Genomic DNA, 17,197 nt, shown 5'->3' with positions numbered 1-17,197 from the left:
GCCCGCCGCCAACGCCTGAGGTGTGTTTCGACAAGGAAGCGAGAGATGCGAGCGTTGTGGTTGATTGGGGTACTGGTAGCGGCGCTTTTTCCCGCCTGGACGCTGGCGCAGCCCGCTCCGGACGTGAGAATGGTGATCGATGTTTCCGGTAGCATGAAGCAGAACGACCCCCAGAACCTGCGCGCCAACGCGCTGGAGTTCGCCGCCACGCTGCTGCCGCCCAGCGCGCGAGGGTCCATCTGGACTTTCGGCACCACCGTCGCCAATCCGTTGCCGAGTGGCGAGGTCGTCGAGACATGGCGTGATCGGGCCGGGCGCATGGGCGCCCAGTTGACCGACTATCAGCAATTCACCGACATCGAGCGTGCGCTGCGCCAGACGTCGAGTGCGGCGCCGGATAGCGCCAATCGACACCTGATCCTGCTGACCGATGGCATGGTCGACCTGCCGGCTTCCGGCAGTGACAAGACCTCGCGTGACAGCGCTTCACGCCAGCGCATCATCAACGAGCTGGCGCCGGAGCTGGCGTCGCGCGGCGTCGTCGTGCATCCCATTGCGCTCTCCAACAACGTCGACCTGCCCCTGCTGGAGCAGGTGGCGCAGACCACCGGTGGGCTGGCGGCCGTGGCCAACACGCCGGAAGAGCTGCTACGGGCCTTTCTGGATGTTCTCGATCGTATCCTGCCCGGCGACCAGGTACCCATCGATGACCAGCAGCGCTTTCGCGTCGATGATGATATCGACGAATTCAACGCCTTGCTGTTTCACGCGCCGGATGCCGATTCGCCGGTGCTGATCGGTCCGGACGGGCAGCGCTACTCGCGCGACGATCATCCCGGCTCGGTGGAGTGGCAGAGCAGTGACCGCTACGACCTGATTACCGTGCCCGACCCCACGCCGGGCGAATGGCAGATCGACGGTGATATCGGCGCCGATAGCCGTGTCGGTATCCATGCCGATACGGTCCTGCGCAGCGCGCCGCTCCCGGCGACGCTCTATCGAGGTTTTTCGACGCCATTGGACGTGTGGCTGGCGTCGGATGGCGGAGCGCTGGGCACCGACGAGCGTCCCGAGGATTTCACCGTGCGTGCCGAACTGCGCGATCTCGACGGTGCGGTGCTCGCCGACACCGAACTGGCCCCTGCTCAGGATCATTTCCAAGGCGAGCTGCCGGGCGCGGATCAACTGGGCAACGCCCGCCTGACGATCACGGCGCGCAGTGATCGGATGATTCGCCAGCAAGTGCAGACAGTGAATGTGGTCGCTGCCCTGAGTGCCGTGCTGAGCGAGGATGGTACCCGGATCGTGGTGCGTGCGAATCATCCGGATCTCGACGTCAACAACACCAAGCTCAGTGCCAGTCTCACCGGTAGAGCGCTCGATATTCGCCAGAGCGGCGACCGGGAGTGGACGATTGCGATACCTCAGACCGATCCCGGACAGTCACTGCCGGTCGAGATCGCCGCCGAGGCCCAGCTTGGCGGGCGTACGCTGCACTTCGATCTGCCCGTGGTGCGTCTGCATCCGGAGGCTGCGGTGGGCTTGAACGGCGCGGATCTCGACCACGGCATTACCAGCGATTCTCGCCAGCAGAACGATAGCCTGGATGCCGACGACAGCGACACTTTCACCGACGGACTCACCGCCTCGCAGATGGCCGATATCGCGGTCGATAAAGCCCGGCAGAGCTGGCGATTTGCCAAACCCTACGTGGAAACCTACGCCCAGCGTCCGGTGACCTGGATCGTCATCGCGGTCATCGTGCTGCTATGGATGCTGCTTCGCTGGCGGCGGGCGGTGAGCCGTCGTCGGCTGGCCCGGCGCGAGGAGCCGTCGATCTAGGCAGTCGCGGCCCGGAGTCATGGCGGCGTATCGCAGCGTCCCGACGATCGCTTTACAACCTTGGTGGCAACGCCTTGCTGGCACGATCCTGTTATAAGATCGATAACCGTCACGAATCAAGGAGATCCTATGAGCGATAGCGTCAGCCCGTGCATCGAGACGGGGCCGCCGTTGGAGGGCATGGAGGCGTTCGCGTCGATTAACGACATCATCGCCGAGGCGTGTGAGCGATTCGCCGACAAGCCGGCCTTCAGCTGCCTGGGCCATACCTTGAGTTATCGGGACGTCGACCGGCTTTCCGGCGACTTCGCTGCCTGGCTGCAGCACGAAACCGATCTGGAACCCGGCGATAGAATCGCGATTCAGCTGCCCAACGTGCTGCAGTTTCCCGTCGCCGTGTTCGGCGCGCTGCGTGCCGGGCTGGTGGTCGTCAACACCAACCCTCTCTACACCGAGCGCGAGATGCGTCATCAGTTTCGCGATGCCGGCGTCAAGGCGATACTGGTGCTGGCCAACATGGCCCACAAGCTGGAAAAGGTGCTCGACCAGACCGATATCCGGCATGTCTATGTCACCGAGATGGCGGACCTTCATCCCTGGCCGAAAAGATCGTTGATCAACGGGGTGGTGCGATACGTCAAGAAGCTGGTGCCGCGCTATTCGTTACCCGACTCGATCGGCTTCCGGCACGCGCTGACCGTGGGTAGCCGGCATAAGGCCGATGTGGTTGTCAGTCACGGCGGCGACGTGGCGGCGCTGCAGTACACCGGCGGCACCACCGGGGTCGCCAAGGGCGCCATGCTGACCCACCACAACCTGATCGCCAACATGCTGCAGACCAAGCAAGTGGTCGGCAGAGCGCTGGTCGAGGGTGAGGAGACGATCATCGCGCCGCTACCGTGCTATCACATCTATACCTTTACGGTGAATTGCCTGTTCGCCATGGTGACCGGCCAGCACAATATTCTGATTCCCAATCCCCGCGATATCGCGGGTTTCGTCAAGACGTTGTCGAAGACCCCTTTCACGGTATTCGTGGGGCTCAATACCCTGTTCAATGCGCTGTGTCAGCGCGACGATTTCAAGGCGCTCGATTTCTCCCGGCTCAAGATGACGATTTCCGGCGGCATGGCGCTGACCCAGACCGGGGCACAGCGCTGGCAGCAGGCGACGGGGATCGGCATCGTCGAAGGTTACGGCCTGACCGAAACCTCGCCCATCGCCTTGGTCAATCCGCCGGAGGCGCCGCAGATCGGCACTATTGGCAAGCCGGTGCCGGGAACGTCGGTTCAGGTCGTCGACGACGATGGCCGAGCCCTGCCGCGGGGCGAGCGCGGCGAGCTGTGCGTCAAGGGCCCCCAGGTCATGAAGGGATACTGGAACCGCCCGGACGACACCGCCAGAGCACTCGATGCCGATGGCTGGCTGCGCACCGGCGACATGGCGGTGATTCTGGACGACGGCTACGTCAAGATCGTCGATCGCAAGAAAGACATGATTCTGGTCTCGGGCTTCAACGTCTATCCCAACGAGATCGAGGAAGTCGTCGCGGGCCATCCCGATGTCGTCGAAGCGGCGGCCGTCGGTGTCCCCGATGAAGAGACCGGAGAAGCCGTCAAGCTGTTCGTGGTCGCGCGCAACGATCGTCTCGATCCCCAGGCGCTGCGTCAGTGGTGCAAGAAGGAGCTGACCGGCTACAAGGTGCCGAAGTTCGTGGAACTGCGTGACGAGCTGCCCAAGAGCAATGTCGGCAAGGTACTGCGGCGTGAGCTTCGCGACGAGGCATCCAGCGCTGAATCCGCATCCTCCGGCAAGGCTGGCGATACGACGTCGACGGAACGGCGATCTTCCTCGGACGTGAGTTGATCCGCCGACGGCGCTACAATGACAGGTTCGCCACCGCCATGGATGGCGAACCTGTGGTTGCCGTTATCTCGCCGACGTAGAGGATCTCTTTGAGCGCTATCGCTTCCCCCTCACTGCAAGCCCTGAATGACCTGGAAACGCGCCTGGACGGCTGTCTGCTGCGTGACGCTCATGAGCAGCGTCAGCGGCTCCAGCGCCTGGCGCGGCGAGCCCGTGACGGCAAGCCGATCGATCGGTCGCTGGGCGAGATCGACGCGCGGCTGACGGCGTCCAGCGAAGCGCTGGCGCGCCGGCAACGTCAGCCGGTCACGCTGAACTATCCCGAGTCGCTGCCGGTCGCCGCCAGGCGCGAGACCATCCTCGATGCCCTGCGCGATCATCAGGTCCTGGTCGTCGCCGGCGAAACCGGCTCCGGCAAGACCACGCAGCTCCCCAAGCTTTGCCTGGAGCTGGGGCTTGGGCGGCGTGGCATGATCGGGCATACCCAGCCCCGCCGGCTGGCGGCGCGCTCGGTAGCATCGCGCCTGGCCGAAGAACTCCAGGTGCCGCTGGGCGAGCAGGTCGGTTATCAGGTTCGCTTTACCGATCGGAGCAGTGACAACACCCTGGTCAAGCTGATGACCGACGGTATCCTGCTGGCCGAAACGCAGCATGATCCGGATCTCATGCGCTACGAGGCGATCATCATCGATGAAGCCCACGAGCGCAGCCTCAATATCGACTTCCTGCTCGGCTATCTCAAGCGGCTGACGGCACGTCGTCCCGATCTCAAGGTGATCATCACCTCGGCAACCATCGACGTCGAACGACTCTCCCGACATTTTGCCGTCGAGCGCGATGGCAAGATCCAGCCGGCCCCCGTTGTCGAGGTTTCCGGACGCGCCTATCCGGTCGAAGTGCATTACCGGCCGCTGGTTCGCGAATCGCGGGAAGAGGAGGATCTGACGCTGCAGGAAGGGATCCTGGCAGCGGTCGACGAGGTGGAGCGCATCGAACGCGAGAAGCGCTGGTACAGCGGTCCGCGCGATATCCTGATCTTTCTGCCCGGCGAACGGGATATCCGCGAGACCGCGGACGTGTTGCGTCGCGCCGAGCTCAAGAGCACCGAGATCCTGCCGCTGTACGCGCGGCTCTCCAACGCCGAGCAGAATCGGGTATTCCAGTCCCATGCCGGCCGACGCATCGTGCTCTCCACCAACGTCGCCGAGACCTCGCTGACCGTCCCCGGGATACGCTACGTGATCGACCCCGGCCTGGTTCGGATGAGTCGATACAGCGCACGCGCCAAGGTCCAGCGGCTGCCGATCGAGCCGGTCAGTCAGGCCAGTGCCGATCAGCGCAAGGGACGCTGCGGGCGCGTCGCCGAAGGGGTCTGCATCCGGCTCTACAGCGAAGAGGATTTTCTGTCGCGGCCCGAATTCACCGAACCCGAAATCCAGCGCACCAACCTCGCCTCGGTGATCCTGTCGATGCTGTCGCTCAGGCTGGGCGACGTGTTCGACTTCCCGTTTGTCGACGCGCCGGACGCTCGCTTCGTCAAGGACGGTTACCGGCTGCTGTTCGAGCTGGGCGCGGTGGACGATGGCGAGTGTATCACCGACCTCGGACGCCAGCTGGCGCGGCTGCCGATCGACCCGCGATTGGCCCGGATGGTGCTGGCGGGCGAGCGCTTTCAGTGTCTGCGCGAGGTGCTGATCGTGGTCAGTGCGCTGGCGACCCAGGATCCCCGCGAGCGGCCCGCGGAGAAACGCCAGGCCGCCGATCAACGCCACAAGCAGTGGGAAGACCCCAACTCCGATTTCGTCGCCTGGCTCAACCTGTGGCACGGCTTCGACGCCATGCGCGAGACGCTCTCGAGCAGTCAACTGCGGCGCTGGTGTCGCGATCAGTACCTGAACTATCTGCGCCTGCGGGAGTGGCACGATACCTATCGCCAACTGCGCCAGCTGACCCGCGAGATGAAACTCGAGCTGTCGTCTGCCATGCAGCCTGGCGACAGCGAAGCGCGCCAGTCAGCCGTCGGCTCCGCCGAGGGGGCGTCCGCATTGGCGCAAGAGCCCGCCAGACTGCCTCAGGTCGATACTCAGCGGTTACATCAGGCGCTGTTATCCGGGCTGCTCTCCAATCTGGGGCAGCTGCAACCGGAGAGTCGCGAGTTTCTCGGTGCCAGAAATCGCCGCTTCCTGGTTCATCCGGCGTCGGGTCTCTCGCGCAAGCCGCCCAAATGGGTGATGGCCGGAGAGATGGTGGAAACCAGCCGTCTCTACGCGCGGGACGTGGCGAGGATCAAGCCGGAGTGGATCGAGCCGCAGGCGGCCCATTTGATCAAGCGTACCTACAGCGAGCCGCACTGGGAGCGCAAACGGGCCCAGGTGGTGGCGCTGGAGCAGGTGACGCTCTTTGGACTGCCGATCGTCACCGGCCGCCGCGTCGACTACGCCAAGGTGGCGCTCCAGGAGGCGCGTGAGCTCTTTCTGCGACGGGCGCTGGTGGAAGGCGATTACCAGACCAAGGCCGCTTTTTTCGAGCACAACCGGGCGATGGTCGCCGAGGTCGAGGACCTCGAGGATCGGGCGCGCAAACGCGACATTCTCATCGACGAAGAAACCCTGTTCGCCTTCTACGACGAGCGGATTCCGGCGGAGGTGGCTGGCGGGCGCAGTTTCGAGAACTGGCGCAAACAGGCCGAGCGTGACACGCCGAACATCCTCAAGCTCGATAAAGCGGTGCTGATGGCGCGGGATGCCGATGACGTGAACGTCGATCAGTATCCGGACGAGCTGGTATTCAACGGCGTTCGCTATCCGCTGAGTTACCACTTCGCGCCCGGTGCCAGTGATGATGGTGTCACCGTGACCGTGCCGGCAGTGATGCTGGCGCAATTGCCACAAGGACGTCTGAGCTGGCTGGTACCGGGGCTTCTGCGCGAGAAATGCATCGCGCTGCTCAAGGCTTTGCCCAAGACGATGCGTCGACAGGTCGTGCCGATTCCCGACTGGGTCGACGCTGCTCTGGTCTCGTTGACTCCGGACGAGTGCTCGGTCGAGGAAGCGCTAGGGGAGTTTCTGCGGATCAGGACCGGGACCCGGCTCGACGCATCGGCCTGGCGACACGATCAGCTCGATCCGCATCTGGTGATGAACCTGCGTGTGGTCGATCACCACGGCAAGGTGCTGGGGGAGGGGCGCGACCTGCGCGCGCTGCAGACACGCTTCGGCGAGGCCGCCGCGGCAGGCGCCAAGGCGCTGGCGGCGACGCCGCAAGAGACCGCCGAACGACTCGAGGATCTGCCCGAGACAGCGCTGCCGGATTCTCGCACGACCAGCCAGGCCGGCATTCAGGTCGAAGTCTATCCGGCCATGGTGGCAGAGGGAGACGATTTTCATATCGCCTGGTTCGATCACGCCGAACGTGCGGCGTCGGCGCATCGCGAAGGTGTCGTGCGGCTGGCCCGCCGTCGGCTGCCCGATACGGTGCGCTACATTCAGCGCGAGTTGCCCAAGCTCAAGCAGTGTGCGCTGCTGTTCGCCAAGGTGGGCAGTAAGCAGCAACTGGCCCGCGATGTGGTCGATGCCTGTCTGGCCCAGACCGTGGCCGCCGATCCGCTGCCGAGATCACGGGAGGAATTCGACACTCGTCTCGAGCAGTGGCGTGGCGAACTGGTCGCCTACACCGAGACGCTGCTGGATCACCTGCACAAGGCGTTGCAAGGCCACCTGGCGGTCACCAAGGCACTCAAGGGCAATGTCACGCTGGCAATGGCGCTGACCTACAGCGATCTGAAGGCGCAGATGCAGCGACTGGTCTATCCCGGATTCGTGCGCGACGCGGGCCCGTGGTTGACACACTATCCGCGCTATCTGCAGGCGGCGGAGATTCGTCTCGAAAAGGCGCCCCGCGATCTGCGTCGGGATCAGCTGGCCATGCAGCAGGTGCAGGCGTGGGAGCAGCGTGTCGATGCGCGGCGCCAGAAAACGCATCGCGACGGTATCGTCGATGCCGATCTCGTCGAGTTCGGCTGGTGGCTGCAGGAGTGGCGAGTCTCGCTATTCGCTCAGCAGTTGGGCACGCTGGAGAGCGTATCGGAAAAGCGTCTGACGCGACGCTGGCAGGAAATAACCGGGCAGTCCGTGTGATGGCAGGGCTCGCCATATTGCATCCACCGCTGGCGGATGCGCGTAATGCTTACAAGCGGCCGATGCCGCAGGAGGTAACAGCCGATGACGCAAGCCGTGATTACCGCGACGGGCCTGTTCACGCCACCGGATTCGATCGATAACGCCGAGCTGGTCGCCAGCTTCAATAGCTGGGTCGATGCGGAAAATTCTCGTCACGCGGACGCGATCATGAAAGGTGAACGCGACCCGCTGGCGTACTCCAGTGAGGCCTTCATTGCCAAGGCCTCTGGCATCGAAAGCCGCTACGTGATGGAAGCTAACGGCATTCTGGACCCCGAGCGTATGCGGCCACGAATTCCCGAGCGCGCCAATGAGGCGCTGTCGGTACAAGCCGAGATGGGCGTGGCTGCCGCCCGCCAAGCGCTGGATAACGCTGGCATTCGTGCCGATCAGCTCGATCTGATCATCGTCGCCTGTTCCAACCTCCAGCGACCTTATCCGGCGGTCTCGGTCGAGTTGCAGGCAGCGCTGGGCGCGGGTGGCTATGCCTTCGACATGAACGTGGCCTGTTCCAGCGCGACGTTCGCCATCGATATGGCGACCAATGCGATCCGTGCCGGCAGTCTGGAGCGGGTATTGGTGGTCAGCCCTGAAATCTGCTCGGCGCACCTCAACTTTCGCGATCGCGACAGCCACTTCATTTTCGGCGATGCCTGCACGGCCATCGTGCTGGAGGCCGATCATCTGGCGAAGGACCGGGAGCATTTCACGGTGCTTGGCACGCGTCTGGTGACCCGGTTTTCCAACGCCATCCGCAACAATTTCGGATTTCTCAACCGTCTTGCCGACGATGAACCGGACGCCATGGACAAGCTTTTCGTCCAGGAAGGGCGCAAAGTGTTCAAGGAGGTCTGTCCGATGGTCGCAGCGCTGATTCTCGATCATCTGGAAAGCCAGTCGCTAACCGGGGATTCGGTCAAGAAGCTGTGGTTGCACCAGGCCAACCGTCATATGAACGACATGATTGCTCAGCGAGTGCTGGGGCGTGAAGCATCGATCGCGGAAGCCCCCATCATTCTCGACCGCTATGCCAATACCAGTTCGGCAGGCTCGATCATTGCCTTCCACCTGCACCGGGACGAGTTGCAGGAGGGCGACGTAGGGGTGGTGTGTTCCTTCGGTGCGGGCTACAGTGCGGGCAGTGTGATACTGCGTAAAGGAAATGCGTGTTGATGAAATCGATCCATTGGCTGGGCGGTATCTGTATCGCCACAGCGTTGAGCGGCTGCGCCTCCACGGGTGAGGATTCCAATCCTCAGGATCCGTGGGAAGGCTTCAACCGCGGTGTCTATCAGTTCAACGACACGCTTGATCGCTATGCGCTGAAGCCGGTCGCGCAGGGTTATGACACCGTCACCCCGGACCCGGTTCAGGATGGCGTCGGCAACTTTTTCTCCAATCTGGGTGAGATCCGTACGGTCTTCAACAGCATCCTCCAGTGGCAGTGGGGCAATGCTGGCGTGGCGTCCGGACGTTTCGTGGTCAACACCATTCTGGGTGTCGGCGGCGTGCTCGATCCGGCTACGCGAATGGGGCTGAACGAAAACGAGGAAGATTTCGGTCAGACACTGGGTGCCTGGGGTGTCGATTCCGGGCCCTACCTGGTGCTGCCGATCTTCGGTCCAAGCACGGTTCGCGATGCCAGTGGTTTACCGGTCGATGCCTACACCTACCCGGTCACCTATGTGGAGGATGACAAATGGCGATACGGTTTGACCTTCCTGCGATTCGTGGATCTGCGGGCCGGTCTGCTTGACCAGGAGGCGCTGATTCAAGGCGATCGCTACAGTTTCATTCGTGATGCCTATCTGCAGCGTCGCCAGTTCGAGGTCACCAATGGCGCAGCGGGCAAGGATCCGTTTGCCAGTGGCGGTTTCGGTGACGATTTCGAATACAGTGAAGACGACTTCGCCGAGTAGACCTGTGGCCAATACGCTGTCGGACGCGCTGCCTGTGATCGGTTTGATCGACCTGCCCGGGCCGGATCGTGAACGGCTGGTCGAGGAGCTCTCTCGCCTCGACGCCGAGATCCGCGTCGCGATTTCGGTCTCGACCCTGCCGGCGCGCTGTGATCTGGTCGTTGCCCACGTGCGTGCCGTTTCCCACCAGGGCTGGGAGCAGCTGGCGGTGGGACGGCCGACGATCGTGATCAGCGAAAACCGTCTCGATGGCGATCTGCACAAGGCGATCGACGCAGGGCTGATCGACTATCTGGTGGAGCCGCTGAAGCATGCCGATATTCTGCGTCGTCTGATCGAGCGGGCGCTGGAGCTGGATCGGCTATCGAGCGAGCACCGCCAGAGTCGAGCGGAACTCGAAGCATTGAATGATCGCCTCGAAAGACATCTCGAGATGCTTCGCGACGATCAGCGAGCCGGTGGGCATGTGCAGCGCAAGTTGCTACCGTCTCCCGGGGTCACTCACCTCGGCGTGCGCTGCGATTACTGGTTCGCGCCATCGCTCTACCTTTCCGGTGATTTTCTGGATTTCCAGCGCTGTGACGATCGCTACAGCTTCTTCTATTTCGCTGACGTGGCTGGACACGGCGCGTCGTCGGCTTTCGTCACCGTGCTGTTGAAGTATCTCTGCAACCGCTGGCTGGCCCAGTGGCGAACGTTGCTGCCGGAAGCGTTTCCGTCACGGTGGCTGGGCGAGCTCAATCGCGAGTTGCTGGAGACGGGGATTGGCAAGCACGCCACGGTTTTCGCCGGCGTGCTGGACCATGAGCGCCATTTTCTGCACTATGCGCTCGGCGCTCAGCTGCCGATGCCGATTCTCCAGACAGAAGGGCGTAGCGCTTATCTGGGAGGCTCGGGGCCGCCCGTGGGGTTGTTTCCAGATGTCGAGTACCCCATCTACGGCTGTTCTCTGCCCGAGTCGTTCCGGCTCTGGTTCTGCTCCGACGGCGTTCTGGAATGCCTGCCGGAGAATTCACTGGACGCGCGGCTCAAGGAACTCGAGCTCCGCACGACACACTGCACCGGCGTCGACGATCTGAGGGAAGGATTGGCGTTGGGGGATCCTCTACCGGATGATCTCAGCATGATGACATTGAGTGGTTTCGACCATGATTGACGGGCGCATCAAGGCGGCCTTCGAGTCGGGCGTGTTCGTGCTCAAACTGTGCGGCGACGTACGGTTGACGCTTTGCGCCACGCTGGACGCCGAGGCGCAGCGCCTCGCTGACCTGCCTGGCCTGCGAGCGGTGATGGTCGACCTGCGTGCGGCGACCAACGTCGATTCGACGGCGCTGGGGTTTCTGGCCAAGGTGGCGATGGCCGTGCAGGGGCGGCTCGAGGATCCTCCCACGATCATCGCCCAGCATCCGGACGTGCGACGTATGCTGGACGTCATGGGGTTCGCCCGCTATTTCACGTTGCTGGAGGCGCCGCTGACCGAACCGTCGGAGCTGGATGAGCTGCCGCAGGTCGAAACTGACGAGAGTGCCATTCAGCAGCGGATCCTCGAAGCGCATCGCATCCTGATGCGGATGAGCGAGCACAATCGACACGAGTTCCAGCCGTTCGTCGACCTGCTCGAGTCACAGCGCGCCAACGCTTCCTCGCACCATTGAAGCAGTTGCCGGGGCGGCAGTCATGATGTCTCGGCAGTCATGATGTCTTGGCCAGCGTGGATGCGCCGCTTTGATATAGACGTCTGATGTCAGCGGTCGCCACATCGGTCGCTCGATTGTCACCGCGTCGGAATTGAACCCCTCTCGTCTTGCCGTTCCGGTGAGACGTTTTTATTTCGTTCTCATTGGCTCCGGTTCGTTGCGGATGTCGGACTCTCGAGCTGGTGAGGATCGTGGCCTGTCCAAGGAGTGTATGTGACGACGTTGAGCGCACGCCGTCTGGCGTTTCTGGTCGCTGCCAACACGGCGCTGGCACCACTGGCGATCGATGCCTATCTGCCGGCCATGCCGTCGCTGGCCGCGTCGATTGGTGCCAGCGTGCACCATACGGAACTGTCTCTCAGTGTTTTCCTGCTCGGGTTCGCGCTCGGCCAATTGGTCTGTGGGCCGCTATCCGATCGGTTTGGCCGCAAGCCGGTGCTGATGCTCGGCCTGGGAGTCTTCTTCATCGCCAGCCTGGCACTGACCCAGGTGGGTTCACTGGCGACGCTGTGGGGATGGCGCTTCGTGCAGGCGTTGGGCGGTGGCGCTTGCGTGGTGAATTCCGCGGCGATCGTGCGTGACCGGTTCAGCGGGCGAGAGGCAGCCAAGGTGATGTCCACCATGGTGATGATCCTGATGATGGCACCTCTGGTGGCTCCCGCTATCGGCAGTGCGTTGCTGCACCTGGCGGACTGGTGGCTGATTTTTCTGTTCCTCGCCCTCTACGCCGCATTCGTGCTGTGGCTGCTCGGTCGCTATCTTCCCGAAACCCACGGTCGCGATCCGCAAGCCCCCTCTGCACGTCAAATTCTGGGTAATTATGCCAGCGTGCTGAAGCACCGCGAGGCGATGGGCTATATCGGTGCCGTGTCGATGTCGTTTGCCGGCATGTTCGCCTTCATTACAGGGTCTCCTTATCTTTACATGGAGCACTACGGGCTTTCGACCACGCTCTATCCGTTCGTGTTCGGTGCCAACATTCTGATCATGGCGTCATCCAGCCGGCTCAATATCCGACTGCTGAAGATTCGCACCCCGCAGCAGAATCTACTCCTGGGTCTGGGAATCCAGTTGGTGGCGGGGATCTCGCTTGTCGCCATGGTCGCGACGGGGCTGGACTCCATATTCACCATCGCGCCGCTGATGGTGGTGTTCGTGGGGATGCAGGGTCTGATCAGTCCCAACGCGATGTCGTCGATGCTGGATCACTTCCCGCGCATGAGCGCCACGGCAACGGCCTTGCAGGGCTGTCTGCAGTTCACCTGCGGTGCCGTCACCGGCGCGCTGGTGGGCGCTTTCGAACTGGCCAGTGCGTGGCCCACGGTGCTGACGATGCTGGGCGCCACGCTGCTGGGCAATATCGCTGTCCGCGTGCTGGCCGGTCGAGCGCTCAAGGGCCAAGCCAATACCGACAAGGCGACGTCATGAGTCGTTACCGGAAGCGGCGCTATCGTTACTCTGCTTGACGATTGTCATCCTGCTGTCATCAAAACTTGTCATCGTGAAGACGCGAAGGTTGTGACGCTCACGCGCCAAGCTACATCGAAAAGCCATTGACGACCCTGAGGATTCAGGCAATCGCGCGATGGTTTTTTCGTCAATGGCGGGCATGATCCCGCAGCCTCCGCTAACGTTGCTGCATGGGTGTCATAAAACTGTCACGACACTGACGTACGGTGAGCGCTGAGAGTGTTGGCAACCTTCGCAACGTCGTTATCGCTCACGCATTCAAGGTGGAAACAGGATATCGCTATGCTTAAACATGTCTTCGCAGCGCTCATCTCCGGCTCGATGGTTCTGGGCGCCGCCGGTGTCCAGGCCCAGGACACCATTACCGGTGCCGGTGCAACCTTCCCGTATCCGGTCTACTCGCAGTGGGCAGATGCCTATCAGGATGAGTCGGGGATCGGTCTCAACTACCAGGCGATCGGTTCCGGCGGTGGCATCCAGCAGATCGTCGCCAAGACCGTCACCTTCGGTGCCAGTGACGCGCCGATGACCAAGGAAGAGCTCGACAAGAATGGCCTGATGCAGTGGCCGATGGTCATGGGTGGCGTGGTCGCCGCGTTCCACGTCGAAGGCATTGAAGGGGACTCGCTCAATCTGGACGGCCCGACGCTGGCTGACATCTATCAGGGCAAGATTACCAACTGGGACGACGAGGCCATCGCCAAATTGAACCCGGGTCTGGATCTGCCGGATACCCAGATCACGCCGGTCTATCGTGCCGACGGCTCTGGCACCAACTTCCTGTTTACCCATTATCTGGCGCAGGTCAGCGAAGATTTCGCCAACACCGTGGGTGAAGGCAAGTCCGTCGCCTGGCCTGCCGGTGTGGGCGCCAAGGCGAACGCCGGTGTGGCTAGCCAGGTTTCCAACACCAATGGCGCGATCGGCTATGTCGAGTACGCCTATGCCGAACAGAACGATCTGAGTCTGGTGCACCTGAAGAACCAGGCCGGCAACGTCGTCGCGCCGAACATGGAAGCCTTCATGGCTGCCGCCGCCAATGCCGACTGGAAAAAGGCGCCGGGCATGTACCTGGTGCTGACCAATCAGCCGGGCGACGAGAGCTGGCCGATCACCGGTGCCTCGTTCATCCTGATGCACAAGGAAGTTCAGGACGCCGACGCTGCTCGTCAGGCGCTCGAGTTCTTCGATTGGGCTTACAGCAATGGCGGCGACATGGCCAAGGAGCTGGACTACGTGCCGATGCCGGAGAACGTTGCCGAGATGGTTCGTGACAGCTGGAGCGAGATCAAGGGATCGGACGGTAGTGCTGTCTGGAACCCGTGATCACTGCATGACATGCCGCGACGGCGGGCGGGCGACCGCCTCCGTCGCGGCGCTGTATCGAATGCCGCCGGTTGGCGGCATGTTGGCAAGTCGATGAGGAATGAAGATGTCCACCTCCAACGCGATTCAAGCCAGCGGTCTGGGGCATCTCAGCGATGCCACCCGCAAGCGGCTCCAACGCAAGGCCCGCTTCGATGTGTGGTTCGAGCGCACGTTGTTCGCCTTCGCTTTTGCCGTACTGCTGCTGCTAGGGGCGATTATCGCGTCACTGATGGTGTCCAGCTGGCCGGCGATCCAACGCTATGGTCTGGACTTCTTTACGGAAAATCGCTGGGCAGCCAATGTCGAAGTCTTCGGCGCGCTGCCGGCAATCTACGGTACGCTGCTGACGTCATTCATCGCGATCGTCATTGCCGTGCCCATCTCTTTTGGCATTGCCATCTTTCTGACCGAGCAATGCCCCGGATTTCTGCGCCAGCCGCTGAGTACCCTGATCGAGCTGCTGGCAGGCATTCCCTCCATCATCTACGGCATGTGGGGCATGGAAGTGCTGGCGCCGTTGCTGCGCACGTGGTTCCCCACGGTCTTTCCCGCCGGCACCGGTTTGACGACGGCGGGTATCATTCTGGCGGTGATGATCATTCCTTTCATTACCGCCGTGAGCCGGGACGTGATCAATACCGTACCCGCGGTCATGCGTGAGTCCGCCTATGGTCTGGGCTGCACCACCTGGGAAGTTACCCGTAGCGTCATCCTGCCGTCAGTGAAGACTGGCCTGGTCGGTGGCGTCGTACTGGGGCTCGGGCGTGCGCTGGGTGAAACCATGGCCGTGACGTTCGTCATTGGTAATAACCTGTTCCTCAACACCACCTTGACCGGGCAGGGCACATCGATCGCGGCCTTGATCGCCAATCAGTTTTCCGAATCCGACGGCTCTCAGCGCTCGGCACTGCTGGCATTGGGCCTGATTCTGTTCCTGATCACTTTCGCGGTACTGGCTTTCGCGCGCTATCTGCTGCGCAACAGTACCGGTCGCCACGCCTGAGCGGCAGGAGAGAACCATGAATATCAGTCAAACGCCGCGTTATCGCCGTCGCAAACGGCTCAGCCAGTTGGTGATGGTGCTGTGTCAGGTGGCAACCCTGATCGGGTTTGCCTTTCTGTTCGCCATTCTCTTTACGCTAGTGACCAAAGGGTTGGGGGCGATCTCGCCCTCGACCTTTGTCGAGCGCACGCGCATGACCGGCGGCGGCCTGGGCAATGCGATCTGGGGGACTTTCATCATGACCTGCGCGGCGACAGTGATCGGGACGGTCATCGGCGTCGCCGCGGGCACCTGGCTGGCGGAGTACAGTGGCAAGGGGATGATGGCCAAGGTGATCCGTTTCATCAACGACATTCTACTGTCGGCGCCGTCGATCATCATTGGCCTTTTCATCTATGCCATGGTGGTGGTGCCGATGGGCAACTTCTCCGGTTGGGCGGGCGTGCTGGCACTGACGGTGATCATCGTGCCGGTCGTGATTCGCTCCACCGAGGACATGCTGCGCCTGATCCCCAACTCGTTACGGGAGGCCGCAGCAGCGCTCGGCGCCCACCGCTACTGGATCATCATACGAGTGTGTTACAGCGGTGCGCGCGCGGGCATCCTGACCGGCATTCTGCTCGGTTTCGCGCGGATCAGTGGCGAGACGGCCCCGCTACTGTTCACCTCGCTTAACTCCAACCAGTGGAACTTCTTCGACCTGGGTAGCGAGATGGCCAACCTGCCGATGACCATCTACCAGAACATGACGATCAACGCCTTCATTCCCGACCTGGTTGCGCTGGCTTGGGGCGGGGCATTGATCCTGACCGCTGCCATTCTGATTCTGAACATTGCGGCGCGCTATTTCTCGCGCCAGCGTTCCTGATTTCCAGCTGCGAGACTGCCATGACAGCCGAACTTCAACTCAAGCAGAAACGCGACGCCAGCGGCCCCGATGCCAAGCCAGCGCCGCAGGTCGCCACCAAATTGCGTGTCGACGATCTGAACCTCTACTACGGCAAATTCCAGGCGATCAAGAACGTCTCCATGGAAATTCCCGAGCGCCAGGTGACGGCGTTCATCGGGCCGTCGGGTTGCGGCAAGTCGACGCTCATTCGCTGCTTCAACCGGATTCACGATCTCTACGAGGGGATCCGGACCGAGGGGCAGATCCTGCTCGATGATTACGACATCTATCAGTCGGGGGTCGACCTCAACCTGCTGCGCTCCCGCGTGGGTATGGTGTTCCAGAAGCCGACACCGTTTCCAATGTCGGTCTTCGATAACGTCGCCTTCGGGATTCGGCTGTACGAGAAGCTGTCGGCCCGGGAACTGGAGGAGCGTGTCGAGTGGGCGCTGCGCAAGGCCGCACTCTGGAACGAGGTCAAGGACAAGCTCAAGCAGAACGGGCAGGCGCTTTCCGGTGGACAGCAGCAACGCCTGTGTATCGCCCGTACCATTGCGGTGAAGCCGGAGGTGATCCTGCTCGACGATCCGACCTCGGCGCTTGACCCCATCTCGACCGGCTATATCGAAGATCTGATCAACGAACTCAAGAAGGACTACACGATCGTCATCGTGACCCACAACATGCAGCAGGCGGCCCGTATTTCGGATATCACGGCCTTCATGTATCTGGGAAGCCTGATCGAGTGTGATGACACGACCAAGATATTCACCCAGCCGAAGGAGTCACGCACCGAAGACTACATCACGGGGCGTTACGGCTGATCAGTCAGCACCTGGTCTGGGTCGGTATCATCGGACGCCCCCGAGCGATGGCTCGGGGGCGTTTACGTTGGCGCATCGTCAATGAGGAGTTTTCCGGTACTTTGCACTACGTCAACGAACCCGCTCGGGGTTCGTGCTACT

Annotated in this window: 12 protein-coding genes; all 12 read left to right on the top strand. The window is 62.1% G+C overall.

The genetic code is table 11. From position 1 onward, the window contains the following. The first annotated feature begins 45 nt into the window (after positions 1-45). The 12 genes from BTW07_RS12500 to pstB all read left to right on the top strand — a co-directional run bounded on the left by BTW07_RS12500 (position 46) and on the right by pstB (position 17,056). Complete coding sequence (locus BTW07_RS12500; protein ID WP_075570512.1) at positions 46-1,842, top strand: VWA domain-containing protein; 1,797 nt, start codon at positions 46-48, stop codon at positions 1,840-1,842. Between the two features lie 129 nt (positions 1,843-1,971). Beyond that, complete coding sequence (locus BTW07_RS12495; protein ID WP_075570511.1) at positions 1,972-3,708, top strand: AMP-binding protein; 1,737 nt, start codon at positions 1,972-1,974, stop codon at positions 3,706-3,708. A 98-nt stretch (positions 3,709-3,806) separates the two neighbouring features. Further along, positions 3,807-7,844 (top strand): ATP-dependent RNA helicase HrpA, encoded by a 4,038-nt coding sequence (gene hrpA, locus BTW07_RS12490; RefSeq protein WP_075570625.1) that lies wholly within the window; start codon positions 3,807-3,809, stop codon positions 7,842-7,844. Between the two features lie 84 nt (positions 7,845-7,928). Then, the gene (locus BTW07_RS12485; RefSeq protein WP_075570510.1) at positions 7,929-9,059 is read left to right on the top strand and encodes a beta-ketoacyl-ACP synthase III; all 1,131 of its coding nucleotides are present in this window, start codon (positions 7,929-7,931) and stop codon (positions 9,057-9,059) included. Continuing rightward, the gene (locus BTW07_RS12480; protein ID WP_075570509.1) at positions 9,059-9,805 is read left to right on the top strand and encodes an MlaA family lipoprotein; all 747 of its coding nucleotides are present in this window, start codon (positions 9,059-9,061) and stop codon (positions 9,803-9,805) included. Before BTW07_RS12485 ends, BTW07_RS12480 begins: the two co-directional genes overlap by 1 nt. 16 nt (positions 9,806-9,821) lie before the next feature. Further along, complete coding sequence (locus BTW07_RS12475; RefSeq protein WP_075570624.1) at positions 9,822-10,961, top strand: PP2C family protein-serine/threonine phosphatase; 1,140 nt, start codon at positions 9,822-9,824, stop codon at positions 10,959-10,961. After that, a complete protein-coding gene (locus tag BTW07_RS12470; protein ID WP_075570508.1) occupies positions 10,954-11,460 on the top strand; it encodes an STAS domain-containing protein in 507 nt (168 codons plus the stop codon). The genes BTW07_RS12475 and BTW07_RS12470 overlap by 8 nt, the downstream gene beginning before the upstream one ends. Positions 11,461-11,715: 255 nt before the next feature. Beyond that, a complete protein-coding gene (locus BTW07_RS12465) occupies positions 11,716-12,930 on the top strand; it encodes a Bcr/CflA family multidrug efflux MFS transporter (protein ID WP_075570507.1) in 1,215 nt (404 codons plus the stop codon). Positions 12,931-13,254: 324 nt separating this feature from the next. Then, positions 13,255-14,298, top strand: a complete 1,044-nt coding sequence (gene pstS, locus BTW07_RS12460) for a phosphate ABC transporter substrate-binding protein PstS (protein ID WP_075570506.1) — start codon at positions 13,255-13,257, stop codon at positions 14,296-14,298. Between the two features lie 106 nt (positions 14,299-14,404). After that, on the top strand, positions 14,405-15,343 hold the full coding sequence (gene pstC, locus BTW07_RS12455) for a phosphate ABC transporter permease subunit PstC (RefSeq protein WP_075570505.1): 939 nt from the start codon (positions 14,405-14,407) through the stop codon (positions 15,341-15,343). Between the two features lie 16 nt (positions 15,344-15,359). Then, the gene (gene pstA / locus BTW07_RS12450; protein WP_075570504.1) at positions 15,360-16,211 is read left to right on the top strand and encodes a phosphate ABC transporter permease PstA; all 852 of its coding nucleotides are present in this window, start codon (positions 15,360-15,362) and stop codon (positions 16,209-16,211) included. A gap of 20 nt (positions 16,212-16,231) precedes the next feature. After that, positions 16,232-17,056, top strand: a complete 825-nt coding sequence (gene pstB, locus BTW07_RS12445) for a phosphate ABC transporter ATP-binding protein PstB (RefSeq protein WP_083941829.1) — start codon at positions 16,232-16,234, stop codon at positions 17,054-17,056. Positions 17,057-17,197: the final 141 nt, after the last annotated feature.

The sequence above is a fragment of the Salinicola socius genome (assembly GCF_001937195.1).
GTDB lineage: Bacteria > Pseudomonadota > Gammaproteobacteria > Pseudomonadales > Halomonadaceae > Salinicola > Salinicola socius.
The sequence above is the reverse complement of the archived record's forward strand: the minus strand, read 5'-3'. Positions and strand labels throughout refer to the sequence as shown.